Source organism: Spongiimicrobium salis, assembly GCF_043678055.1.
Taxonomy (GTDB): domain Bacteria; phylum Bacteroidota; class Bacteroidia; order Flavobacteriales; family Flavobacteriaceae; genus Spongiimicrobium; species Spongiimicrobium salis.
Genome location: NZ_JBHEQA010000002.1, coordinates 345,640 through 371,337, shown reverse-complemented (window position 1 = coordinate 371,337; position 25,698 = coordinate 345,640). Strand labels below are relative to the sequence as shown.

The 25,698-nt window shown below is 39.0% G+C and carries 19 protein-coding genes; 10 read left to right on the top strand and 9 right to left on the bottom strand.

Features of this window, described 5'->3' with window-relative positions; all coding sequences use genetic code 11:
- Positions 1 to 96 precede the first annotated feature (96 nt).
- A complete protein-coding gene (locus ACEXOE_RS10980) occupies positions 97 to 1,518 on the top strand; it encodes a leucine-rich repeat domain-containing protein (RefSeq protein ID WP_394748830.1) in 1,422 nt (473 codons plus the stop codon).
- Positions 1,519 to 1,602: 84 nt separating this feature from the next.
- On the opposite strand, the gene ACEXOE_RS10975 is transcribed toward ACEXOE_RS10980, so the two are convergent.
- Positions 1,603 to 2,238 (bottom strand): peroxiredoxin-like family protein, encoded by a 636-nt coding sequence (locus ACEXOE_RS10975; RefSeq protein ID WP_394748829.1) that lies wholly within the window; start codon positions 2,236 to 2,238, stop codon positions 1,603 to 1,605.
- A gap of 31 nt (positions 2,239 to 2,269) precedes the next feature.
- Positions 2,270 to 3,343 (bottom strand): alkene reductase, encoded by a 1,074-nt coding sequence (locus ACEXOE_RS10970; RefSeq protein ID WP_394748828.1) that lies wholly within the window; start codon positions 3,341 to 3,343, stop codon positions 2,270 to 2,272.
- A 107-nt stretch (positions 3,344 to 3,450) separates the two neighbouring features.
- Here ACEXOE_RS10970 and ACEXOE_RS10965 point away from each other — a divergent pair, with 107 nt between their 5' ends.
- The 3 genes from ACEXOE_RS10965 (at position 3,451) to ACEXOE_RS10955 (ending at position 4,700) form a co-directional block, all read left to right on the top strand.
- Positions 3,451 to 3,786 (top strand): winged helix-turn-helix transcriptional regulator, encoded by a 336-nt coding sequence (locus ACEXOE_RS10965; protein ID WP_394748827.1) that lies wholly within the window; start codon positions 3,451 to 3,453, stop codon positions 3,784 to 3,786.
- Positions 3,787 to 3,961: 175 nt separating this feature from the next.
- Positions 3,962 to 4,387, top strand: coding sequence for an SRPBCC family protein (locus ACEXOE_RS10960; RefSeq protein ID WP_394748826.1), 426 nt, complete (start codon positions 3,962 to 3,964; stop codon positions 4,385 to 4,387).
- Positions 4,377 to 4,700 (top strand): ArsR/SmtB family transcription factor, encoded by a 324-nt coding sequence (locus ACEXOE_RS10955; RefSeq protein ID WP_394748825.1) that lies wholly within the window; start codon positions 4,377 to 4,379, stop codon positions 4,698 to 4,700. Before ACEXOE_RS10960 ends, ACEXOE_RS10955 begins: the two co-directional genes overlap by 11 nt.
- 155 nt (positions 4,701 to 4,855) lie before the next feature.
- On the opposite strand, the gene ACEXOE_RS10950 is transcribed toward ACEXOE_RS10955, so the two are convergent.
- Positions 4,856 to 5,293, bottom strand: a complete 438-nt coding sequence (locus tag ACEXOE_RS10950; protein ID WP_394748824.1) for a cold-shock protein — start codon at positions 5,291 to 5,293, stop codon at positions 4,856 to 4,858.
- Positions 5,294 to 5,556: 263 nt separating this feature from the next.
- Here ACEXOE_RS10950 and ACEXOE_RS10945 point away from each other — a divergent pair, with 263 nt between their 5' ends.
- The gene (locus tag ACEXOE_RS10945) at positions 5,557 to 6,930 is read left to right on the top strand and encodes a glycoside hydrolase family 113 (RefSeq protein ID WP_394748823.1); all 1,374 of its coding nucleotides are present in this window, start codon (positions 5,557 to 5,559) and stop codon (positions 6,928 to 6,930) included.
- Between the two features lie 41 nt (positions 6,931 to 6,971).
- On the opposite strand, the gene ACEXOE_RS10940 is transcribed toward ACEXOE_RS10945, so the two are convergent.
- Complete coding sequence (locus ACEXOE_RS10940; protein WP_394748822.1) at positions 6,972 to 7,427, bottom strand: MORN repeat-containing protein; 456 nt, start codon at positions 7,425 to 7,427, stop codon at positions 6,972 to 6,974.
- 131 nt (positions 7,428 to 7,558) lie between these two features.
- On the opposite strand from ACEXOE_RS10940, the gene ACEXOE_RS10935 reads away from it, so the two are divergent.
- A complete protein-coding gene (locus ACEXOE_RS10935) occupies positions 7,559 to 8,719 on the top strand; it encodes a DUF819 family protein (protein ID WP_394748821.1) in 1,161 nt (386 codons plus the stop codon).
- Positions 8,720 to 8,729: 10 nt separating this feature from the next.
- Here ACEXOE_RS10935 and ACEXOE_RS10930 read toward each other — a convergent pair whose 3' ends face one another.
- The 5 genes from ACEXOE_RS10930 to ACEXOE_RS10910 all read right to left on the bottom strand — a co-directional run bounded on the left by ACEXOE_RS10930 (position 8,730) and on the right by ACEXOE_RS10910 (position 16,514).
- A complete protein-coding gene (locus ACEXOE_RS10930) occupies positions 8,730 to 8,936 on the bottom strand; it encodes a hypothetical protein (protein WP_394748820.1) in 207 nt (68 codons plus the stop codon).
- A gap of 143 nt (positions 8,937 to 9,079) precedes the next feature.
- Positions 9,080 to 11,365 (bottom strand): TonB-dependent receptor, encoded by a 2,286-nt coding sequence (locus ACEXOE_RS10925; RefSeq protein WP_394748819.1) that lies wholly within the window; start codon positions 11,363 to 11,365, stop codon positions 9,080 to 9,082.
- Positions 11,366 to 11,595: 230 nt separating this feature from the next.
- Positions 11,596 to 12,057 (bottom strand): hypothetical protein, encoded by a 462-nt coding sequence (locus ACEXOE_RS10920; protein ID WP_394748818.1) that lies wholly within the window; start codon positions 12,055 to 12,057, stop codon positions 11,596 to 11,598.
- Positions 12,058 to 12,106: 49 nt separating this feature from the next.
- Entirely contained in the window at positions 12,107 to 16,234 is a 4,128-nt protein-coding gene (locus ACEXOE_RS10915) for an amino acid adenylation domain-containing protein (RefSeq protein ID WP_394748817.1), read from the bottom strand.
- A 43-nt stretch (positions 16,235 to 16,277) separates the two neighbouring features.
- Complete coding sequence (locus ACEXOE_RS10910; RefSeq protein ID WP_394748816.1) at positions 16,278 to 16,514, bottom strand: acyl carrier protein; 237 nt, start codon at positions 16,512 to 16,514, stop codon at positions 16,278 to 16,280.
- 469 nt (positions 16,515 to 16,983) lie between these two features.
- Between ACEXOE_RS10910 and ACEXOE_RS10905 the strand changes: the two genes are divergently transcribed.
- The 4 genes from ACEXOE_RS10905 (at position 16,984) to ACEXOE_RS10890 (ending at position 25,693) form a co-directional block, all read left to right on the top strand.
- Positions 16,984 to 18,240, top strand: coding sequence for a HupE/UreJ family protein (locus tag ACEXOE_RS10905; RefSeq protein ID WP_394748815.1), 1,257 nt, complete (start codon positions 16,984 to 16,986; stop codon positions 18,238 to 18,240).
- Positions 18,241 to 18,283: 43 nt separating this feature from the next.
- Complete coding sequence (locus tag ACEXOE_RS10900) at positions 18,284 to 21,214, top strand: non-ribosomal peptide synthetase (RefSeq protein WP_394748814.1); 2,931 nt, start codon at positions 18,284 to 18,286, stop codon at positions 21,212 to 21,214.
- Between the two features lie 84 nt (positions 21,215 to 21,298).
- Complete coding sequence (locus ACEXOE_RS10895; RefSeq protein WP_394748813.1) at positions 21,299 to 23,263, top strand: condensation domain-containing protein; 1,965 nt, start codon at positions 21,299 to 21,301, stop codon at positions 23,261 to 23,263.
- A gap of 6 nt (positions 23,264 to 23,269) precedes the next feature.
- Complete coding sequence (locus tag ACEXOE_RS10890; RefSeq protein ID WP_394748812.1) at positions 23,270 to 25,693, top strand: condensation domain-containing protein; 2,424 nt, start codon at positions 23,270 to 23,272, stop codon at positions 25,691 to 25,693.
- Positions 25,694 to 25,698 lie beyond the last annotated feature (5 nt).

The following is a 25,698-nucleotide window of genomic DNA, read 5'->3' as shown; positions in this document are numbered from 1 at the left end:
ACTTATAACACCTTCAAGATATAAGATGTGCATGCTTTATACGTTATACTGCAGAAATAAACACATTATTCTTAACTAATAACCTAATAATTTGCTATGAAAACAACCTATCTTTTAATGCTATGTATCTTGATCCATATAACGGTAAAGGCACAGACCAAAATCAATTGGACCAACACCAAGAACATCTCGATCAAAGGAAATAAACTGATCAAAAATGGGGATGTAAAGGCTTGGTGGAATGCAGGTACCGCCTCAGAAGAGGCCATTGGTGCCAACAAAGATGGGTGGACGCAAGCCACTATCACGAAACCTAAAGGAGCCAAAATACTGGGCTTGTCCAGCCAGAATACAGAATTTACTTGGGATACGGTGGAATTTGGATTGTATGTGAAAGGAAATGGCAGTATCCAAATTTTAGAAAAAGGGAAAGTTATCTTTACCTCTAAGGTAAAAGTGGAAAAAGGAGATCTGGTCAAGGTGGAACGAAAATCGGGGAAGATCCTCTATAAACGAAACAATGACATTGTATATACCTCTAAAAAAGAATCTAAAAGCAAATTGTTCACAGATATTTCCATGTATGCGGCAGGAGCCGAATTTAGTGGAATAAGCATGTCCTCCAATGCTAAAAAGGCAAGTATTGAAGAAGCCGAAGATGCGCCGTTGCACTTTAAAACTTATGGAAAACGCGTAGTTATTGAACATTTTACGGATGCGGACTTAGCAGCCATTCAAAAATTGGAGAAAAAAGAACAAATCGATATCAAATTGGGACGGGAGATATCCCAAGCAGAATTTGAAGCCATATGTACCGGCTTACCTTGGATCCGAAAATTTGATTTTGGTTCTGCTTTTGAAAAAATTGAGCATATAGGTCCATTGGAACATCTCAAGGAATTGGAAGAGATTTCCTTTAGTTATTTAAGAAGAACCGATGAAAACCCGTTTGACCTCAGTGTTTTTAAAGAGGCTAAAAACCTGAAAATCTTTGATGCCATAGGCATTAGTTTTATTAATGCCGATGCCTTAATTGGGAAAAACGATATTGAAGAATTTAGGCTAGATGGCGGAAGCATGGATGATTATACTTTTTTAAAGGGACAATCGAAAATCAAAATTCTAAGAATTCCCAACAAAATGGATAAAGCAGAGTTTTATCCCATCGTAGGTACTCTAAAATCATTAGAATGGCTCAATATATCGTCGGTGGGAGAAAAAGGAATTACGGAAGCCGACTTTACGGCGTTGGAAGGTTTAAAAAATCTAACTTCCTTATACATTCCTGAAAAATCTGGCTCTTCGTTTGAGTCCGAAACCACTAATGCATCACATTTTAGTGGTATGGAGCAATTGGAAAGCTTCTACATATCCAGCTTTTTAATAGCTGATTTATCGCCGTTAAAATCCTGCAAAAATCTAAAATACATAGAAGTTCATAGGAAAACCGATCCAAAACAAATTGATCTCTTAAAAAAGGAACTTCCCGAATTGGAAGTAAAAGTCAGCAAATTCTAAATCCAAGGTATTCAAGCTCCGTAATTCTGAAGGATTTATACCATAAAAAAGGCAATCTAAAATAAGATTGCCTTTTTTATGCTCTTAAAGCGCATCCAATATTGCTTGTGGATCTGCCCTTAATTTATAATCTTCTTCTAAATAATGGTAGGAAATGCTCCCATCCTGTTCAATAATATAGGTTGCAGCAATGGGCAACTCCCAAGCTGTTCCCCCATTGCTGGAGGCTAAATCAATACCAAATTTCGTGTATAAGGCCACCAAAGCATCTGGTAGTTCGTATACCAAGTTCATGGCCCTGGCCACGCCATTATCCGTATCTGATAATACTTCAAAACTAAGGTCATTCTTTTCCTTGGAAGTCATGCTATTGTCGGGAGTTTGCGGACTTATGGCAACCAGTTGGGCACCTTTGGCTTCAATTTGCGGCAAGGCCTCTTGAAGTGCCTTTAATTCAAGGTTACAATAAGGGCACCATGCACCGCGATAAAAGGCCAAAACAACCCTCTTATCTTTTAGGATATCCCTAATATCGAGTTGTACGCCATTGGCATTTGGCAGGCTAATGGCAGGAATACTATCCCCTGTCTTGAACGCTTTTTCCAGGATATCCGTTCCTTCCAATTCCTCTATGGCGGCTTTCATAATCTCTTGGGCTTCTCCAGGATGTCTTTTGACACTGTTTTCCGCTAATTCTCTTAATTCTTCAGTAAGTGACATATGCAATTTATAATGTATTTGTTTCTTATTTTTAATTGTAATCCAAATAACCTTGGGTATCCGCCGAGTAGAAGGTGTCAGGATCAACTGGTGTCAACGCTTCCCCTTTTTTAATTTTTTCAACAAAAGTAGGATTAGATATCAAAGGCCTTCCCACATAGACCAAGTCGTACCCTTCATCCAATTTTGCCTCTGCCTGATTCGCCTCATGGATATCTCCCCCACCGATCAAAGCTCCATTAAAGTGCTCCCGGATAGTTTTTCTAATATCCGAACCAAATTCTGGTGCATTCATGGCCACACGTTGATCTACAATATGGATATAGGCCAGACCTAAGGTATTCATTTCTTCCGCCAAATAGGTATAGAGTTCCACTACATCTTCAAAATGACTTTCTAAATCGTTAAAAGCACCATAGGGAGAGAAGCGTATCCCTACTTTGTTTGCTCCTACCGCAGCAACTACTTTTTGCGCAATTTCCACTACAAATCGTGCTCTATTTTTAAAATTACCTCCGTATTCATCCGTTCTCGTATTGGTCTTAGGATTCAAAAATTGATCTAAAAGATAGCCATTTGCACTGTGCAGTTCTATCCCATCGATTCCTGCTTCGACAAGTTTAATGGAAGAATTGACAAATTCTTCTTGAGTGGCCGCAATCTGTTCCAAGCTCATTTCCACAGGAACATCATGAGGTTGCATCCCTTTTTCATCAGTATACATTTCAATAGCATCCAATGGAATAGCTGATGGTGCCATGGTAATACCTCCTTCTGGCAAGTTTAAACTTGTGGACACTCTACCCGTATGCATTAATTGTACAAAAATCTTTCCTTCATTCGCATGAACTCCAGTAGCAATGGATTCCCAGCCGTTAATTTGCTCATCCGTATAAGCCCCTGGAATTCTGGCATACCCTAAACCATTGATGGAAGGTGCAGTACCTTCTGTAATGATCAGACCTGTAGAAGCCCTACGGGAATAGTATTCTGTCATTAGTGCATTGGGAACATTCCCTATGGCTCTACAGCGCGTCATTGGCGCCATAACTATTTTATTATTTAATGTGATTTCCCCTAAGGAAAATGGCTCAAATATTTTCATTTTGTCTTGTTTACGATTATTAGTTTCCAAAAGTAACTAATAATTGTTACTAAAAGATATTTTTATATCTTTACCCAAAATAAAGTAGTAACCTAAAGGTAACCAAGATGACAAGAAAGTGTATTGATAATCCACATCATTGTCCGATGACACATTCCATGAATATTATAGGCAATAAGTGGACCTCTATTATTGTATATACCCTGGAAAATAGAAAGCTGCGTTTTGGTGAGTTGGCTGCGCGTATAGAAAAAATCAGTAGAAAAGTACTTACGGAGCAACTCAAAGAAATGGAAGCCCGTGGTATTGTGTATCGGGAATCTTTTCCAGAAATTCCGCCTAGAGTAGAATATTCCCTGACAGCCAAAGGTAATGAGCTTATCCCTATACTCCATCAATTGTGTGCCTGGAGCAAAAGTATTCCGGAAGCAGCAACTCCTTAAGTATTTAGATTTGGTACTGCCACAATTTTAAAGACTTCTTCTCTCCCACCGAGTTTAATTTATACAAGCATAGGAGGTAGTTTTGAATAATATGCAACCAAAATGTTGCATATTAAAAAAATATATTTATATTTGCAACCATACAGTTGCATATTAATTTTAAAAATCAATCATTATGAACGACGTAATCACAAAAGAAGTTTTTTTTAAACATTCCATTGACTCGGTCTGGAATGCCATTTCCAAAGCAGAAGAAATAGCCACTTGGTTTATTGAATGTGATTTTAAAGCAGAAGTAGGTTATCAGTATACCTTTAATTCTTCCAAAGAAGATTGTTCTCCGATCATGGGGGAAGTGAAATCCGCAACGCCCTACACACTGATCTACACTTGGGTAGTACAAGACAATCCTGTGGAGACTACGGTAAAATGGGAATTAAAGACAGTTGCAGGAGGAACACAACTTTCCCTAGAACATTCAGGAATTTCGGGTTATACGTCAGAAACCGCCCTTAGCATGTTCAATAGTTTTAATGGAGGCTGGGAAAACTGTATGTTGGAACTGGGTACTTATCTCACAAAACTGACACATGCAGGATAGTATCACTAAAATTTTAAAAGCCATTGCCGATCCCACACGGCGCGAAATTTTCCATGGTCTCATCTTGGCTACCACTGCCCTATCCATCACTCAAATATCGAATCAGTTCAATATCAGTCGTCAGGGTGTGACCAAACATATTAAAACTTTGGAAAACGCCGGTCTCGTGCATAGCAATACCCAAGGTAGGGAACGGTATTGCTATGCAAATGCAATGCCTTTGAAAGAAATCAATCAATGGTTGAATGGTTATGCGCAATTCTGGGATGAGCATTTGCGTCACTTGGGAGATTATCTGGACAACAAGGCCTAGCAAAAATTTATGGTAAGGTATTGCATGTAAAAGCCATATACCTATTAATATGGCAAGTATATAAAAGATGTATGTTTTGAAGGAAAAATAAGGATACTGCTCAAATTGGCGTTGCCGTATCCTTTTTTACAAAATAGTGTATTGAAAAATACCTATTATATTTTTTTGACGCGGACGGCATTAAGACCTTTCATGCCTTTCTCTAACTCAAAACTCACTTTGTCCCCCTCTTTTATTTCTTCTGTACATCCATTAATGTGCACAAAATACTTTTCTTGATCTTCAGTGTCTTTAATAAAACCAAATCCTTTGGAATCATTAAAAAATTCTACCCTTCCTTTTCTAATGGGATCGTATTCTTCCTCTTCTCTTTTGGGAACACCCAATTCAATGCTTTCTGCATCTACTTTTACTTTCTTGGTGGGGTCTGGTGGAGTATCCACAAGATGTCCATTTTCATCAACATAAACAAACATATTATCGGCTCCTCCCGCAGCTTTTCGTGCTTCTTTACGCTTTTGCTTTTCTTCTTTCTTTTTGAGACGTTTTTTTTCTCGTTCTTTTTTACCAAAGGTTTCCTGTGCTCTCGCCATTCGTTATTCGTAGATTTTTAAGTTTGTCAATTGGTTATTCGTAATTGAAATATCACATAAACTCTTGGAAAAATGACTGTTTTCTTGGTTTACCCTTAGCGATATCGCAGAATTGCCGAAGCAAGTTAAATATAGCTATTTCAACGCTTCTATACAAAGATAGTACTTCTAATTAGATGAATTGCAATTATTTTATAGAGATAAAGTGTAACATTTTTTAAAATTGGCCTTCTTACTTAAGAAAGCTAAAAATTAGATTTTTCATGCAAAAGAGAAACGGGTTCCTCCTCCTTATGATTTACGGCCTGTCTTGGGTACTCTCCGTTGGTTTGATCATCTATCAATTGCTACGCGCCGGGGTTGCGCCAGGCAATCTGTGGGCTCAAATGGAAGAAATATTAAATCTCTGGGCCATCCTTAGTATTCATGTGATTTTCTTAATTCTCAGCTTCCTCTTTTTCACATTACGGCACTTTATCAGAACCTACAGAAAAAAAGGGCTACTGGCCTTTTTAAAGGCAGTAGGGCTATGGTATCTTCTGCCTGCCTTATTACTGATCGGCAGTTATAAAGCCATCATATATAAAAACAGCTATGAATCTTATGCCTATACTTGGGATACCAGCGTGGAAAATACCTCTGGAAAGGCGTCCAATTTTTTTGCCGAAGATGGAAAACACCGTGGAATGAGTGTGTTTGGGTTGAGTAGGAATACCACAAAGACCATGGATAATTTAATCAAGAATAACATTGAATGGGTTGCTGTAACTCCTTTTATGTATCAAAAGGATGCTACTACCCGGGCTATGGGAGTCCCTGAGGAAATAGGGATGTGGACGGCGCGTGACTCTATTTTTATCCAAAGTATTGCTAAAATTCACGGCAAAGGAGGACATGTACAATTGAAACCTCATTTATGGATGCGCGATGGATGGCGTTCCAATATTCAATTACCGAATAGTGCCGCTTGGGATACTTGGTTTGAGTCCTACAGGAAAAATATGATTCATTACGCAAAAATGGCGGCCTTGGCCAAAGTAGAATTATTGTGTATTGGTACCGAACTAAAGACATCTTTACAGCAGCAGCCTCAAAAATGGTTGGATTTAATCACCGAAATACGGGCCATATATCCAGGAAAATTAACCTATGCCGCCAATTGGGATGCCATGGCTGATTTCCCGGAATTCTGGAGTGCGTTGGACTATATTGGCGTTCAGGCTTATTTTCCCCTAACGAAAAACAGCAATCCCGATTTGGAAGAAATTAAACAAGGGTGGACCAAGCATATCCGCACTTTAGAGCAATTTCATGAAAAATATCAAAGACCTATTCTTTTTACGGAAGTGGGGTACAAAAGTGAGGCTTCTGCTACCATAAAACCCTGGGAATGGGGTTCGGTCCTCAGTATTTTTTATTTAAAAAAATCCGATAGAACCCAACAACTTGCCTATGAAGCCTTATTTCAGCGCGTGTGGGACAAGGATTGGTTTGCCGGCATGTACATCTGGCAATGGGATTCCTGTACGTCCAAGGAAAACGCCTATAAAAATCTTGACTTCACTCCTCGCTACAAACCGGCCGAAAATACCATCGCCAAATGGTTTGGGAAAAGCCCTAATAAAAAAAAGCCCTGACAACAGTCAAGGCTTCTAAACGTGCATTACACAAGTAGATTCTACTTCTTTTTCACTAGCTTACCGTTTTCCCATATGCCTTCTTCGATGGTACCGTCCGTTTTCCATAACTTCCCTTTTCCATTTCGAAGATTATTTTTCCACTTTCCACTCCATTTTTCTCCGTTGTTCCAGTACATGGTTCCTTTTCCATGACGTGCATTTTTCTTGAAAGTCCCTTCATAGCGCTCTCCATTGGACCAAGTATAGGTTCCTTTTCCCCATAATTCACTTCCCTGAAGCTTTCCGGAATAACTATCGCCATTAAACCACTTGATATTGCCTTCACTAATACTCCCAGCGGTTACTTCTACATCTAAATAGGTGCCTTCTGTCTGGTACTTATACCATCCGTCGGTTAATGATTTTGCTGCTGCGGAGGGGACTGAATTCAATACTTGACCTTGTACGCCATATGCTAGTCCCAATACTAGAATAAGTGTGTATAATTTTTTCATGTCGTTGTCAATTTAACAAGGTAGTCGTAAAGGTATATCCAATGCTTACACATAAAATTCAATGTCTTATTTTTTTTCCTATTTCCAGTATTACCCTTACATTGAGACAGCTATAGAAAAAATACCACTTTATGGAGTTTATAAACCACCCTATTTACCTTATTGCCATCCTTGCTTTTGTACTTTTAATTTCTGATTGGTTGACGAAAAAAGCTTTTTTCAAAACTTTTGGTATCGCCTTGATGGTGATTATCCTTACTGCAATTTTAGCCAATATTGGGCTGGTTCCAACTACTTCCAATCCAGTATACAATGGTATTTTTGATTACTTGGCACCGATTGCCTTATTCCTTTTATTGTTGGATGTGAATTTGAGGCAGTTAAAAAAGGTAGGTTTTCCTATTCTATTCGCTTTTGTTCTAGGTAGCCTGGGAACAGTGCTAGGCGTGCTGGTTGCCAGCTTCATCATTAAGGATTCGGTTCACTTTCAAGGGATATATAATGCCTTGGCAGGAATGTTTGCAGGTACCTATACGGGAGGCAGTATTAATTTTAATGCCGTTGCCCTGCACTACGAAGTGGTAGATAAAGGCGTTATTTATACCAATGCCGTAGCCGTAGATAATGTCATTACTACCTTATGGTTCTTTTTAACCATCGCCATTCCGGTAAGTCTGCAGAAACTAGCCCCGAGATTCAAAAAAAATAAAAACACAGCTAGTAAAGACCCTCTGGATATAGGTTCGCAGACCGATGAAATAGAAACCTTGACTTTAAAATCCATATCCATCCTCGTAGGCATTAGTTGCTTTGCGCTTTTTATTTCCGATCAAATAGCAGTATTTTTTGAAACACAAGGTATTGTAATTCCTGCCATATTGATCTTAACGACCATAGCCTTGATCCTAGCACAATTTAAAACGATTTCACAGGTAAAGGGAAATATGTTGTTGGGAAGTTGGGCCGTGTACGTGTTTTTGGCGGTAGTTGGGGCTTATTGCGATTTTGCTGCCTTGGGACAGTCGGGATACCTGTCCGTACTCCTACTCTGCTTTGTGACGGTCATTGTATTGATTCATGGCCTATTTATTTTTGGCATTAACTTCTTTCTAAAATACGATTGGGAAATTATTGCCATAGCGTCTCAGGCCAATGTAGGTGGAGGCACTACTGCACTGGCTTTGGCTAAAAATTTTAAACGAAATGAATTGATTTTGCCCGCTATTATCATTGGTTCTATAGGAAATGCGCTGGGTACCTACATTGGTTTTTCAATAGCAGCTTATCTCTAAGCTTTGCTTTTTACTTCATAATACTGGCAATCAACCAAATAATAAACAACAATGCTATTGCTTTGAAAACCGAATTTAGAAAGCTTCCTGATTTTTTTCTTGGCGTGTGATGCCGATGATTGTTGTACCGATATTCTTCTTGATAACGATTATTGTTTCTCGCTTTTTCCTGTGCGATATCGTCCGCCTTGTCACCCCATTGATCAAATAGTCCCATAGTTGAAAAGTTTAAATTTCTGAACTAAAAATAGGGAGGCATTTATTGAAGTCCTTATGGTTTCCCGTAGGTTATCGGGATTATATATAAAAAATCCCCTTTGATTGCTCAAAGAGGATTTTTGAATGGCGTATTTTTAATTACTAGAACCTTACGGAAAGCTTTCCTCTTAAAGAGAAAGGTGTTCCCGGGGTAAATGTAATTTCCTCTACAGGTTCTGCTTCATTCTGTAATCTTGTTTCCGTAGCGAACTGTGTTTCATTCCACTCTGTATCAAAAAGGTTTTCGACAATAACTCCAAAAGTCCAATTTTTTGCAAAATTGTAGTTTAAATTGAAGTCGGTCACAAAATACCCTTCGGCTACGATAGAGTTGTCTTCGTTTGCCGGTCTATCATCTACAAATCTGTAGTTTAAACCTCCAGAGAATTTCCCAAGATTTCTAATGGTAAGTCCACCTCCAGAAGTAAGGTCTGGAGCCAATGGAATAAAATCCTGTCCATCTACTTCATCGATACTTCTCGCTAAAGTATAGTTAATATCGGCATTGGCAAACAACCAGTCGGTCAATTGATAACGTACTCCAAAATCAACTCCATATCTTCTAGAACGTCCACTTGGCTCAACAACAGCCTCATCTCCAACATATACAAACTCTTGTTCAAGTCCTAATCCCCATACCGCAGCATTGATTACCAATCTGTTGGTAGGCTTAAAGATCGTTCCCAAATCTACACCAAACGCAGAAGGAAGTGTTTCTAAATCCTGGTCGTTACCGTTGTTCAATCCCAAACCTTGAGGATTGGTGACCACTCTACTGTCATTGGAGTGGAATCCAAATCCAGATTTAAGGTATAACTGGAAGTTCTGGGAAGGCGTAAAGATGACATTAAACTTTGGGCTTACAATAACATCCTCCTCTTGTCTGTTGTCAAAAAGATTGGCACCACCATTATCAAGTCCAGAAATGAAGTTGTCATATCCAAACTTAAAATAATCCAAACGCACTCCAGGAATAAAACTCCATTTATCCGTTTTATAGGTTGCACTGGCAAAAGCATATCCATTGACTTCATCAACATCTCCAAAAGCCAATCTACTCAAGAGCTCTCTTCGGTTACGTGTACGGGATAACTCTACATCGTTATTATCGTCATAACGGAAACCTAAACCTCCTTCGAAGCTTAATTGCGCATCGTGATCGGCAATATGGAAATTGGTATCATAAATGGTTTCTGCACCAATAATAGTTCTGCTCTCTGACTGTCTTATCTGATCTCCGTCTACCGGATTGTTCAAAAAGAATGTAAAATTAGAATATAAGGTAAAATCATATTTGCTCAAATAGGCTTTCGTTCTAACTCTTTGATGTTCATCCAATTGCTTGGTGTGCTTCAACCATATGTTTGATCTGCTGGTATTTCCACCTTCTGTGTCATCAATGGCGCCAAATCTACTGATGATCCCCTGATCTACCGCACGCTGTGGAATTTGTCCAGAAGCATCCCATCTACTTTGAAAATGTGAGATGGACAACGTTAATTGCTCATCCTCGTAGTTGTTGTAGTTGTAACGTCCCAAAAGGTTGATACGGTTAAAGTTTTGTGGAGATTCAAATACCCCATCGGTTAAATTAATTTCAGAAGCTACATAGGCATTGCTGTATTCTCCTTCGGATACTTTTAACAAAGCAACAGCTCTCAAAGTATTGAACTGACCGGCTTCTACACTTACCAAGTTTTGATCAATTTTATCTTTAATATTTAGATCAATATAACCTGCCGTATTGAAATTTCCTTTATTGGCATAATAAGGTCCTTTTCCAAAATCTACATTATCAATAGTTTCAGGAATCAAGAAGTGAAGATCGGCATACCCTTGACCATGGGCGTGGGAAGGAAGGTTTACGGGCAATCCATCTACATTGATAGCCACATCAGTACCGTGATCCACATCGAAACCTCTTAAGAAGATTTGTTCGGCTTTACCTCCACCAGCGTGCTGTCCAATGATCAACCCTGGAACTTTTCTCAAGATCTCCTGAGAAGATTTTACAGGATTTGCCTGTACATCTACATCAACAAACTTGGTCAGGGCATTTACTTTAGAGACCAAAGTTACTTGGTCCAAGGAAACTGCCGCCTCCAACAATGTTATATTCACGGTGGCATCCAATTGACTTTCGGTAATCACAATTTCTTGGGTTTCAAATCCCAAACTAGAGATACTGATCACATTGTCAATAGCAATATCATCCAATTCAAAATATCCGGAAACATTGGAGTAAACATAGGCGCCTGTAGTTGTATTTACTACGGCTACGCCTTCCACAGGAACATTATCTTCATCAACTATAGTTCCTTTCAATTCGTGTGCGCTCAGACCGGTCATTACCATTAAAAAGACTAAGCTTAGTATATATTTTTTCATTATTTTGTTTTTTCATACTTGTCCCATACCCACTAAGATTCATTCTCAGGTGATATATAGACATCATTTTTTTGTTTTTTGAGCATGTTAAATTCACATGCAATAGGGAAAATAAGGGCATTGTCAGTTTAACATACTCCATAAAAAAGAGCATATTCTCTTGGTTTTCATAGTTGTAATGCATCCACGAAAAAGAATAATTAAATGGTTAAACTGACTAGAGGTATTCCTTACAGTATTTTGGGAGGAGGATAGAACTCGGATTCGTATCCTTTTAAGAGTTCATGTTCCCACAGCACACTTATTTTATTTTTCTGTAGTATTTCCTGGGGTAAAACCAAATCGAAACGCGCTAATAGATGTTTGGACATTTTAATATCGCGTTTTTGGGTTTTTCCAGGATGTTCATCGGAATCCGAGCTTTCAAAAAGCTCTGCAATGAAATCCATAAAACCATGCTCGTGATCTACTGAAGCCGTCATATGATCGTCAGGAGCGTGCATATCCAAAGGAGTGCTATCTGTATGATCATGTGCCAGTACGCTTGTAGGAGCGTCTATATGATGGGAAACCGTATGCAATACTTCACCAATCTGCTGATGCAAAGGCTGCAGCAAATAACAGATACCGATCAATATCGCTATATTTTTAATGATGAATGGCTTCAAGCCTTTTTGCAGTTTGTTTTCCATGATACATCCCTACCTACGGAAAAATTGCAGTTAGGGTTTGTTTTTTTTATTATTCTTCCATCAAAGCAATAATCGTTGCTTCAATATGCGCGGCATATTCGCCAATTGTAGGCAATTCAAAAATTTTGTTCAAAGGAAGATTCATTTCAAATTCCTCATTGATTCTTGCGGTTACCCTTATCGCAGCCAAGGAATGCCCTCCTAGGGCTATAAAATCATCTTGGGTACCCACTTGATCCAAGCGTAATACTTCTTTCCAAATAGCTGCCAACAGCTCTTCAATCTCTCCTTCAGGCGCTACAAAAGGAGTGTCTAAATCCAATTGCGTAAGGTTTAGGCGCTTTAAAGTGGCCTTATCTACTTTCCCATTGGAGGTTAGCGGTAACTCCTCTACATACTTAAAATGCGTTGGCACCATATATTCGGGCAGTTCATTTCTAAGATGTTCTGCCAATTCTTTGGAAGGAACTCTGGAATCTCCAGTATAATAGCCTACTAAGCGTTGTTGGTTCAATTCTGTTTCTCCTGGTTCTTCATAACCTATTTCTTTCATGATGCGTTTTACTTCATCTTCGTAGATATATTCGTTGATCTCATCCAAGGTTTCTTGCCTGGTTTTATGGCCCATACGAACATCCCAACTGTAGGGGAAAGAATAGTTGCTATATCCTTTTTGTTTTTTATGCACATAAATTCCAACCTGATTGATCAAACAGTTGGTAGAGCGCCCTGTATCTGTTGGTCTTCTCCATCCTATCTCGTCTTCCAGATCGCGAATCATCTCTTCTAAGCTTACATCGGTATATCTGAAAAAATCTACAAATTGTACTTTTTCAAACGTACTGTCATCTTCAAAGTCAGAAGTATCCAAGAGTGTTTTTACAGCATCTTCTTCCTGATGATACAGTTTTCGGGCCTCTAGGATCGTATCGTCAATTTGACTCGCATCGGCATCCTTATCCCGGAATAGCTCTTCGGTCAATCTTGTTTCAAAAAATTGCCCTCTGGAGAGCCCTGTGACCACAAAAGGGATCTTCTTTTCCAGCGCTATCTTTGTACTTAGGGTATATATCGTTTTAAAGCATCCGTCACACACATTTTTGAAACGGTGTAGACTATCTACAAAAATCTTATTCATGTGTTCTGTAGTGCCATAGACGTGATCAATGCCCATTTTAGATACGATATTGTCTATATTATCCTTGGCCTGGGTAGAGATATATCCATTATCCAAAGTAAAAGCAAGCACTTTAAGTCCCATTCGCTTCAATTGGGCAAGGATGTACGTACTGTCTTTTCCTCCGCTCAATAAGGACAAGCAATCGTATTCGCGTTCTGGATCAAGATCATCGGCCATTAGTATCGCTTTAAGATCATCCAACGTCTTAAAATAGCGTTGTGCTCTTTCCTCATATTCGTCAAAGGCATTACAGACGTGGCAAACACCTTCTTCATCAAAATCCGTATTCGGGAAATTGGAAGGAAGGCCACATCGTACACAATTGAACACTTCATCTTCGGGAATGGATTGTTTACTCTCAATAAGGACTACCGCACAATTATCCACCAATTCATGATTGGCCAGATTGGATTCAATATCCGGCAATTCAATACGGAAACCTCTTAATTTAATTTGTTCATCGGCACGTCCTAAATATTCATATTCCCCCGCTTCATTCATACGAACCAAATCCCCGGTATGGTACATTTTTGTTCCCTTAACAAAAGGGTTATCTACAAATTTCTCTTGCACTAAATCAGGAAGGTTTGCATATCCATTGGCTAGACCGAGTCCGCCCATATACAGTTCTCCAATGACGCCTGTAGGCACCATATTCTTATGGGAATCCAGTACATAGGCTTGCATTCCGGCTATTGGATTACCGATAGGCACGGAGGCTTGAAGATGCTTGTTTGCATCATATTGACTTACAATACAGCCTACAGTAGCTTCCGTAGGGCCATATTCATTATATATTTTTAAGGTTGGGCCAAAAGATGTTTGAATTGCATTGGCAATATGAGTTTTGAAATCTTCCCCACCCACGATCATGGTTCTAAGTTTGGAATCTGAAACAGTTCTCCCCTGTATCAGGGCCAAATGTGAAGGGGTAAGTTTTATACTATTCACTTTATTCTCTTCCAATACTTCCATTAAAGAAATATCGGGTCCATGATCACTTTCCTTATAAACAACGATCTCCCCCCCTGTCGTCAACGGAAGAAATGTTGACGTTATGGTTAGATCGAAGCCAATGGAAGTAAATAATGGAAAAATATATTTTTCCGTATTCTTATAGGCGTGTTGGGCCCAGGCAATATAATTGAAAAAAGCACCATTGGAAATCAATACTCCTTTGGGGTTGCCCGTGGACCCAGAAGTATAGATCATATAAGCAATGTCCTCTGCAGTTGTTGCATGATAGCGAGGTTTTTCAGCGATTTTTTCAATTTCATCCCTTAGCTCATTCCAAAGGATAGATTCAGCATTTCCTGTGTCAATGTTCCCAATAAGATTGGATGTTGTTAACAATAGGGAACTCCCGGAGTCCTCCAAAATATAGGTTATCCTATGATCAGGTTGATCGGAAGGGATGGGAATAAAAGTTCCACCTAATTTTAGAATAGCCAGGGCCCCAATCAAATACTCAGGGCTGCGTTCTAAATATAAGGCAACTTTATCTCCCGGGACAACGCCCTTATTCTTAAGAAAAACGGCTAAAGCATCTGATTTTTGGTCAAGAAGCCCATAACTTATCTTCTCCTCTCTAAATTGTACGGCATTCAAGGACGCATCTGCCTCACACTGTTTTTGAAATTGTGCTATAATAGGGACAAAATCATTTGCTTCCGTTTGCGTTTCCGTCAAACCAGCTTGAAGTTCCTCTGGCGTAATGATGCTTGGTTGATAAATGGACTGATCCATATCTTCTAAAAAAGCATCAAATACGTTTAAGAAATGCTGTGGTACCCTTTCAATCAGTTCCGCATTGAATACACCGTGATTTAGATCAAACATCACTTCTATATCGCCTGTATCATCAAAATCCACAATATGACAGCGCATTTGATGGGTAATATCGATATGATCGGTATGGATCCACTCTGATTTCATGGGAATCCCATTAAAATCAGAAAAAGTCGCATTAATGTAATTTAAGATGGTATTAAAACTTCCACTTATTTCGGGGGTAACCATTCCCGGTTGTGCATGTCTTAAGTAGTCATTGGCTTCTAATTTCATACGCTCTAAAACCGTACGAAAGGTATCTTCTTCCGAAAGAGACGATACTACTGGAAAAATTTCAATGAAAAGACCAATGGTTTCCTGTATTTTTTTATTCAACCTGTTATGTGCCGGAGCTCCAATCGCAATTTTCTTTTCGCCACTAATCCGGTGTAAATACACAAAATATACGGTTGCAAAAATATTGAACAAGGTTAAATTTGATGTCCAACTGCGCAGTTCTGGCTGTTGTATCAAAGCTCTAAGTTTATCGGCTCTTTCCGTTCCAAATTTAAGGGTGACTCTTGTTGATGTGGTACCAACATCTTTGGTACGAATGCCATAGAAATTTGAAATTTCCTTAAGATCTTGAATTTTAGTGTTCCAATAGGTTACAGTATCCTGAAGATCTTCATGATTCAATTGCTTGGATTCAAAGGCAACATATTCCGAAAAGGTCGGAAAGGCACTCAAAGCAGCCAAACTTCCTTCGGCAATTGTCTTATAGAGCAATGCTACTCTTTTATACACTAAAGTAGCCGAAATTGCATCCGTCACCATATGGTGCATATTCAAAAACCAAATGTATCTATTTTCGTTAATCTTAAATAAAGCCGCATCAAAGATTCGTTCACTAATAGCAATATGCGCCTTGCTCCTTTCCTTTAAAATAAGCTGAATGGCATTCTCATCTTCTTCTCCACTGAGGTCAATGTACTCTGGTGTAAATGCTATGGAAGGTACTATACGTTGTTGAGGAATACCATTTTCTTCAAAGAAAACAGTTCGTAGCGCATCCGTACGGGCGATAGTTTCTTGAAATGCCTTACTAAATATGTTAAAATCAATATCTCCCGAAATGTCAAAAGAATGTGCGGTATTATGTAATGGCGTATCTGGATTTAATTTTTGTCCTGCCCAAAGCAATAATTGACTTTGTGTAAGTTGCATAGGTGTACTATTTAAAGTATTCATCATTTTCTTAAGAATGCCGTTACGCCTTTTTGGAAGTAATGTACTCCGTTATTTTTTGAATATTCCTAAAGTTGTCCAATGTCATATCTTCTGGTGGGACCTTTACTTGAAATTGCTTTTCAATGAATAGGACAATCCGCATCATTCCCATGGAATTTACAATCCCACTTCCTAGAAGTTCTTCCTTCACATCTATATGCGTAAGCCTCTCCGTAGCTACCTCATTAATGATATAATCTTTTATAATTTTGTCCATTGCGCTATGCTGTTGTTGTTTTATGCAAATTCAAAATTTGCCTAATTCTATTTCCACTACCTACGGAAAATACAATGGGAGGGTTCATTTTTTATATAGCTTTTTGCAGCTTTCACACTTTACAACCTTAATAAAAAACCCTTTAATAAGTTTTTGCGTACATACGATCGTTGATTCCAAAATGAATGGATTTTGCTTGTTTAGATATCGTATATGTTTTCTAGCAATAATGATGGTTTGGTCCGTAGCAGGAAAAACGAGGAATAGCTATTCCTTATGTTTTTAACAACATTGGCAAAGATAATTTAGATAAACAGCACATCAAATTCACAACTATGTTATTGAACCCATAATTCAATGAATTTATCGAAAAATAATTGTACTAGTCCTCTTTTTTAGGAAATATGCACAAACTATAGTAAAAACAATACTTTTAAATTTGTAAAAACCTGATTATAAATAAACTGTTATGAAAAACCATTTTTTTAAACTATTATTATTTCTCTTTTTTCTAATCCCGGTGATTAGTTATGCCCACCAGCCAGAGCAAAGTTTTATTTATTTAAGGGTATACGAAAATAATGGAATCGATGGTCGTTTTGAATTGAACGTAAACGAACTCAATTCCGTTCTTGGTTACAGTTTTGAGAAACATCCAAGTATAGAGGATGTACGCCCGTATCAGCAAGAAATACAAGCATATCTTTTAAGAAAAGCTTCTTTCGCTTCACCAAATGGAAAACATAGAATCGTCTTTACAGGCGAAATGTCCACTTTGCGGGTTAGTTATGGCTCTTTTATGAATTTTCACTTTCATCTAGAAAATTCAGAGACCCTACCGGACGAAATGACCGTTACCAATGGCGTATTTATCGAAGAAAATTCGGGGCAGCGAAATTTCCTTACCATGGAATACAATTGGAAAGCGGGACTGATCAACAATGAATCTTTGTTTGCGCTGGATTTTACGGAAGGTAGCTATACCAATAAAACCTTCTCCCTGACTGATGCGTCTGTTTTTAAAGGTTTTATGGCCATGGTACGACAAGGGGTTTGGCATATATGGATTGGTCTAGATCATATTCTGTTCTTAGTAGCTCTTATTCTACCTGCTGTAGTTAGAAGACGAAGGGAAGAAGATACCACGGGCGAAGGCGCTGAAAAGAAATTCAATATTTGGGGATGGTACCCTGTAAAGAAGTTCAGGCCGGCTTTTATGTATATCATAAAAATTGTTACTTTCTTTACTATTGCCCATACCATTACCTTAAGTTTGGCTTCTCTAAAAATAGTAACGCTTCCATCACAGATCGTTGAATCTATTATTGCCTTCTCCATAGGACTTGCCGCTTATCACAACATTAAACCTATTTTCAAAGGAAAGGATTGGGTCATTGCCTTTATTTTTGGACTTTTTCATGGTTTTGGATTCGCTAGTGTTTTAGGGGAATTGGGTTTCAAAGGAGAATTCCTTACCTTATCCTTGCTAGGATTCAACATCGGTGTAGAAATAGGACAATTGGCCATCATCGCAGGTATATTCCCTATCCTGTTCCTCATCAGAAAATTAAAGTTATATCCTAAATTCCTAGTCTATATGTCCGTTTTACTCATTATAGTATCAATTTATTGGATGGTGGAAAGAATTCTGGATGTGAACTTAGGGATAGAAGATTCCATTCGAAGAACTATATACGATTTTGCTGTTTGGTTAGGGTTGCGCTAACGACTATCAGCATATTAATCACTACAATACTAAATTATTGGTAATGGCTAAGGAAAATACAAAAAAGTCCCTCTTAAGTCAGTGGAAGAATAGAAAGAAAAAAGACTTGGGATCAACAGGGATAGGGAAAGCACCACAAGATGCTGTTATTCCCCTTTCCAGTGGGCAACAGCGACTATGGCTATTGCAACAATTGTATCCCAATAATCCTTTTTATAATTATTCGGAGTCCTGTACGCTCCGTGGTCATCTGAACACGGACTATCTTAAGAAAAGTATGCAAATGCTTTTCAAAACGCATGATATACTTCGATCATACTACCCCATTGTTGATGGCGCACCTGTATTTAAGGTGGATGATCAACTAGCGATTTCGGTAGATGATTTTGACTTTAGTGGACTACCAGAGGATCAGGCCCAGCAGGAACTCCATAAGGTACAAACATCCTACGCCAATACCCGTTTTAATCTTGCACAGCCACCTTTGATCAAGGTTGCTTTGATAAAAAAAAGGGATGCCGAACATGTGCTGTTTATGTCCATGCACCATATTATTACAGATATTTGGTCCATAGGACTTTTAAAAAAGGATCTGGCGGCTTTCTATGCCTCTTTTAACCAAGGACTGCAACCTACGGTTACTCCCTTGGAGATAGCATTTTCCGATTACGCCTATTGGGAACGTAAGAAAACAACAGATGCCGCACAATTGGGGTATTGGAAAGAGAAATTATCCGGAGATATTCCCGTTTTAAATTTGCAAACAGATAAACAACGGCCTGTGCGTCCTTTATTCAGGGGAGCACAACATACGCAGCACTTTCCTGATGCATTGTCCGGAGCTATTTTGGCCTTAGCAAAAAAATTAGAGGTCACTCCCTTTGTATTGCTCTTATCGGTCTACTATCTACAACTCTATAAATATACTGGGCAAAAGGATATCCTTATTGGCACTCCAATCTCCAATAGGAGTCAAAAAAGCCTGGAAAATCTTATAGGCTTCTTTATAGATACCGTGGTGTTGCGTTCTGAGATACAGGAGGGGCAATCCTTTTCACAATTTACCCATGAAGTACGAAAAACTACCTTAGAAGCTTTTTCCAATAAAGAGGTACCTTTTGATAGCCTGGTCAATGAATTGAAAATAGAGCGTTCACTCAGTGTAAATCCTTTCTTTCAAGTGATGTTCTTGTATCATGCCGTAACGGATACCCCTTCTTTTGGGCCAGATGTGACCTTATCGGAACATTCCGAATTTGATACTGGGGTTTCCAAATTTGATCTTACGCTTTTTGTCGCCGAGGAAGAAGGCCGATTATCGACCACTTTTGAATATGATACGGACTTATTTGAACAGGCTACCATTGAACGGTTTCAAGAGCATTTTAGAATCCTTCTAGAAGGGTTGGTCCTCAATCCAGAACTGCCCATGGCCAACATTCCTATGCTTACTTCCAAGGAAAAAACGGTTTTCTTTCCAAAAGAAGAAGTCCAAGATAATCCTTTTGAAGAGTTTCAAGGAGTTCATGAAATTATAGAAACTTTTGCAAAGGCCGATCCAAATCAGGTAGCGGTATGTTATAAGGATACAAGTCTTAGCTATGCTGAATTGAACCGCAAAGCAGAATTCGTGGCAGCCACCTTGTTAAAAGACGGCCAAATACCTACTAAAGTAGTCGGTCTTTGTGTGGAACGTTCCGTAGACATGATTGTAGGCTTGTTGGGTATTCTAAAAGCGGGTTGCGCTTATTTGCCCATTGATCCAGAATATCCTGCGCAAAGAATCGATTTTATTTTAAAAGATGCACAGGTAGGAGCTGTAATTACACAACATACGCTCCAGCCAATTTTCAATGAATTTAAAACGAATTTACTTTTCATCGATGCTTTGGATACATCGGTAATATTGGATGGCATAACCTTTCCTGAGGTAAATTCGGAAGATTTGGCCTATATTATCTATACTTCAGGTAGTACGGGGCAACCTAAGGGGGTTCCCATAACACATAAAAATATTATGGGCTCTACAGCGGGAAGGTTACATTTTTACGATGAAAATCCATCCGCATTTTTATTGATGTCCTCCATTTCTTTTGACAGTTCAAAAGCAGGTATTTTCTGGACCTTATGTACTGGCGGAAAATTAGTGGTTTCAGAGAAACGCATTGAACAGGACATTGATAAAATAGCTCAAGTTATTCAACAAGAAAAGGTAAGTCATACATTAATGCTACCTTCGCTCTATAAATTGATTTTGGAAAATGTTGATTTATCCAAAATACAATCCTTAACTACCGTAATGGTAGCTGGGGAAGCTTGTGCTCCTTCCATTTGCAAAGTGCATTTTGATCGTATGCCCCAAACGGCATTATATAACGAATATGGTCCTACGGAGGCTACCGTATGGTGCATTGCCCATAAGGTTACCAAGGAAGATATACATCATATAACTCCTATTGGAAGAGCAGTAGCCGAAGCTAAAGTGTATCTCTTGAACGACGCCCTTAATATGGTTCCCTTTGGATCAGTTGGTCAAATTTATATCGGAGGGCCCGGATTGGCGGGCAGTTATATCAATAGACCCGATTTGACCGCTAATGCTTATGTGAACAACCCTTTTAGTACTATCCCAGGGGAGAAATTATACAAAACGGGTGATTTAGGTCGCTATAGGAACAATGGAAGTATTGAATTTTTGGGAAGAGCAGATCAACAAGTTAAAGTTCGAGGTTTTCGAATTGAACTGGACGAGATTGAAAAGGCCATATCTGCCTATGAACCTGTTAAAAATGCCATAGTTGTAGTTGAGGAAGCGTCTCAGGATATGACTATTGAATTGTCTGAAGAAGGGCTGTCCGCAGTCGCATTGGCTAAGGTATTACGGCATATGTCCTCTACGGAAATTGAAGATATTCTGTCTTCCGTACAGACATTGAGCGATAAAGAAAAAGAATTTATGTTAGGACAGATCTAAAAATGATCTGGTGAACAAAATACAGTAAACGCCCTACTTCAAAATTATAGCATAGGGCATTGGCATACTAATGAAGACCATACAATGACAGAAAGCAATTTAATACAGCGGATAGAAAAACTATCTATTGATGAACGTAAATTAGTCTCCATTAAACTCAATGAATTGATTAAAAAGGGGCTCCTTAAAACTTCGGCGGAATCGCCCAAGAAATTGGTGGCCTATATACAATCCCAGGACGCTTTTACACAAGAGGGGCTAAAATTACACTTAAAGGACAACATTCCTGATTATATGTTGCCTGCCAGCATTTATGAAATAGAAGAGGTGCCTTTATTGCCCAATGGAAAAGTCAACAAAAAAGCGTTGGCCCAAGCCCAAAAGGTTATACGGAACCAAAAGGATACGTCCAAAGAAATTACTGGGCCAAGTTCTAAAATTGAAGCGCAGTTAATAGAAATCTGGGAAAATGTCCTTCAATTCTCTCCCATTGGTGTCCAAGACAATTTTTTTGAAATCGGTGGGGATTCCATTTTAAGTATACAAATTATTGCCAAGGCACGTAAATTGGGGATGACCCTTTCGCCCAATCAGTTGTTTGATCATCAAACGATAGCCGAGTTGGCACTTTTTGTGTCCTTTGAAGATCAGATTGCAGATAATACTGAAGAAGTGATTACGGGAGACATTGCCTTAACACCTATCCAACAATGGTTTTTTGATACCCATATCAATGCACCGCATTTCTGGAATCAAAATATGCAATTGAATAATTTGGCGCCCCATATGTCCGATATGGTTCCCAAGGTCATTCAGAAAATTGTGGAACAACACGACGCATTGCGATTGAGTTTCACAAAAAAAGAGGGTGTATGGCATGCCTCAATTTTGGCTCCGGAAGCTATGAATGCTTATGAATATGTAGATTTCTCCAATGAAGAGGATATTGAAGCCAAAAAAGCGAGTTGTCTGAACGAGGTTCAGCATGCAATGGACCTTTCCAAAGGAAACCTTTTCAAAGCCATTTATGTAAAAACGGGCCTTCCCTCTGGGGATTGTTGCATGCTGTTGGCGCATCATCTGGTTATTGATGTAGTTTCTTGGCAGGTGTTATCCGATCAGATCATTTCTGCAATACAGCAAGAGACAAGCGACAACGTCATACATTTGCCCATAAAAACAAGCTCTATAAAACGCTGGATCGACCATTTGAGTCAAACTATCATAAGCGAAGAAGAACTGTCATTTTGGAAAGACCAGGTCCTTGACATTCCAGAACTCCCTACGGATCAGAAGTTAACATTGCCCATCGTATCCAAAGATATCGAAACCATTGCCTATACTTTGGATCATGATGTTACCGAAGCCATATCCAAAAGGGCCAATGAAACCTATAGTACCAAAACAGACGAATTGCTGATTACTGCTTTAGTGCATACTTTATGTCATTGGTCTGGAAACGAGACCTTATCCCTTAGTTTGGAAAGGCATGGGAGGGAGACCAATCACACAGATTTGGACCTTTCCAATACGGTAGGTTGGTTTACTTCTTTTTTCCCTGTGAAACTTCATGCCTCTTCGGGTAGTTTTGGGGATAAAATCATAACCATCAAAGAGCAGATGCGTAAAATCCCAAATTCTGGGATTGGTTATGGTATTTCCAGGTATTTGACCAAACAATTGCCTAGAAATCAAGAGCCTACTGTAGTTTTTAATTTCTTAGGAAAACAAGATCTCCAGGCTGAAGAAGGTAGTCTGAACATGTCTCCCATCTTGGAAGGGGTACATCATCCTATGAGTGAGCGGAATTACGTCCTAGAAATAAATTGTTATATTACGAATGGGCAATTGCATATGCGCTGGGGTTATAGTACTTTTATCCATCATACAGAAACCATTGAACATTTAATTCAAAAGTTCAATGAAGCCGTGGATGAGATTATAGAGCATTGTGATACCCAAGAAGAGGGAAAGTATACTCCCTCAGATTTTCCAGAAGTAGAATTAAACCAGGATGACCTGGATAATCTACTAGAGAATCTGCTATAGAACATTATGAGTCAAACAACAACACCAAAAGCAAAAATAGAAGCCATTTATCCTTTGACAGCAATGCAACAAGGCCTGCTGTTTCATCATTTGATGAGTAAAAATGATCAGGGTTTCTTGCACGTTCAGTGCAAATTAGAAGGTACATTGGACGTAAACTTACTAAAAAAAGCTTGGCAAGCTACCATTCATCGGCACCCAGTTTTAAGAACTTCGGTACACTGGAAAAAAATGGAAAAGCCCATTCAGGTGGTGCGTCCACAGGCTGAAATGAATTGGGTACATCATGATTGGTCCAATGTTTCCAAGGAAGAGCAAGAACAGCAACTCACCGCCTTTAAGAACAAAGCGGAAGAGAAAACCATTAATTTTGAAAAAGGCCCTCTCGCCAAAGTTAGCCTGATCAAGCTATCCGAAAAGGCGCATTACCTTATTTGGAACTGCCACCACCTCTTATTGGACGGTTGGTCCAGTAGTATCCTTCTACAAGATATTTTTGCCTTCTATGAAGGGTTTTCAAAAGATATTATCCCAAAACTGGAAGCTGTTCCTTCCCAAAAGGCATATCTGAACTGGTTACAACGCATAGACCCAAAAAAAGCGGCCCATTTCTGGAACACGACCTTCAATGGCGTTTCCAAGGCACCACTTTTTAATCCCCAGAAAATAACGCTCACTAAAGAAAGTACGAATCATTTTTTAAAACTATCTGAAGAACGCACTACAGCGCTTAATGCGCTGGCAAGGAAACATAAAGTAACCGCAAATTCTATGTTTCAGGGAATTTGGTCCCTATTGCTCGGAGCCTATTTTGGAGATCAAAATATTACCTTTGGGACTACAGTCTCCGGAAGGACGGCATCATTTCCAAATATTGAACTTATGGCAGGAATGTTCATGAACGTACTTCCTGTAAACACCGATCTTTCCCAAGATCAAACGGTAGCTTCCTGTTTTCAAAAAATACAAACGCAACAGCAAGAGGCAAGAAACTATGAACATTTTACCAATGATGATATTACTGGGTGGATCAATTGGCCTTCTGGGGCTCCTTTATTCGACAGTTTGTTCATTTTTGAAAACTTTCCTTGGAAAGATATGGAGAGTGCCGGTGTTACCGTGCGTGGTTTTGAAAGTGGTGTGACCACCACATACCCCATGACCTTTGTAGTGAAAACAGGAAACTGTCTAGAAATAAACCTGTTCACTAATCCAGATGTTATTTCAAATACCAGTGCTTCATGGTTTTTGGAAAACTTAGAACGTTTGTGTACAGTCCTAATAGACCAGGCGGACATCTCCCTGCAAGAAGTACTTTCTCAGTTACCGACTCCTGAAAATATTCCTTCCAAGATCAGTGAAACCGAAAATAGCCCTAAAGACGGAAAACAAGCATTTATTGCTGCAAAAAACAAAACAGAATTAGAGCTTACCGCAATTTGGGAGACTGTTTTTGGAATAGAATCGATCAGTATCCATGATAACTTTTTTGAGATTGGCGGAAAATCGATGTTGGCCGTACAGATGTTCTCCTTAATTGATACCCGAATGGGGGTTAAACTTCCTCCCACTACCCTTTTGGAACATCCCACCATAGCAGCTATTGCGGCAGTTCTCCAAGGTGACAAAAAAGTACAATCCTGGGAATATATAGTACCACTTAGAGCCAGTGGCCATAAAAAACCGTTGTTCTGTGTCCATGGAGGTGGAGGTCATGTATTTTTTTACAACCCTTTGGCCAACAGTTTGGATATAAACAGACCCGTTTATGCCCTCCAGCCCTCGGGAATCGATGGTAAAGAGAATATGCATCAGAGCATTGAAGAAATGGCCATAAGCTATGCCAAAGAAATCATGCAAATACAGCCGGAAGGTCCCTATAATCTTATGGTGTATTGCTTTAGCTCTGCGGTTGGAATAGAAATGGCAAGGGAATTTGAAAGGCACGGAAAGGTTGCAAATCTCATTGTGGCCGATAGTTTAGTAGAACAAGAGGACTTTATTGAATTGTCGAGATTAAAATTGCGTTTTAGAGGTTTTATGAAAAGGATTGTAAAAAACCCTATTAGCGGTATCCGTTTAATGATCATAAATAAAACGAGTCGATTTATAGAGCCACTATGGGTGAATCTATTTGGGTCAAAAGATGAAAAGAACCTTGAAAAAATAAAGAGTAATTTAATTGCGATCTATAATAAATATCAATGGGGAAAGAAACATCCAGGCCATATTTCCCTTATTCTCACAGATAAATCCGATAAGAAAATTAACAAAGAATATATCCGTGGTTGGCAGGAGCTCTCTAACAAGAACGTCAATGTCTTGCGGACAGAAGGAAATCATTTAACCTTATTTGAAGGAACAGATGTTCAGCATTTGGCTGAAAATATTGAAAAATCAATCCTAGAAGCAATCCCACAGCCCAAATAATTGTT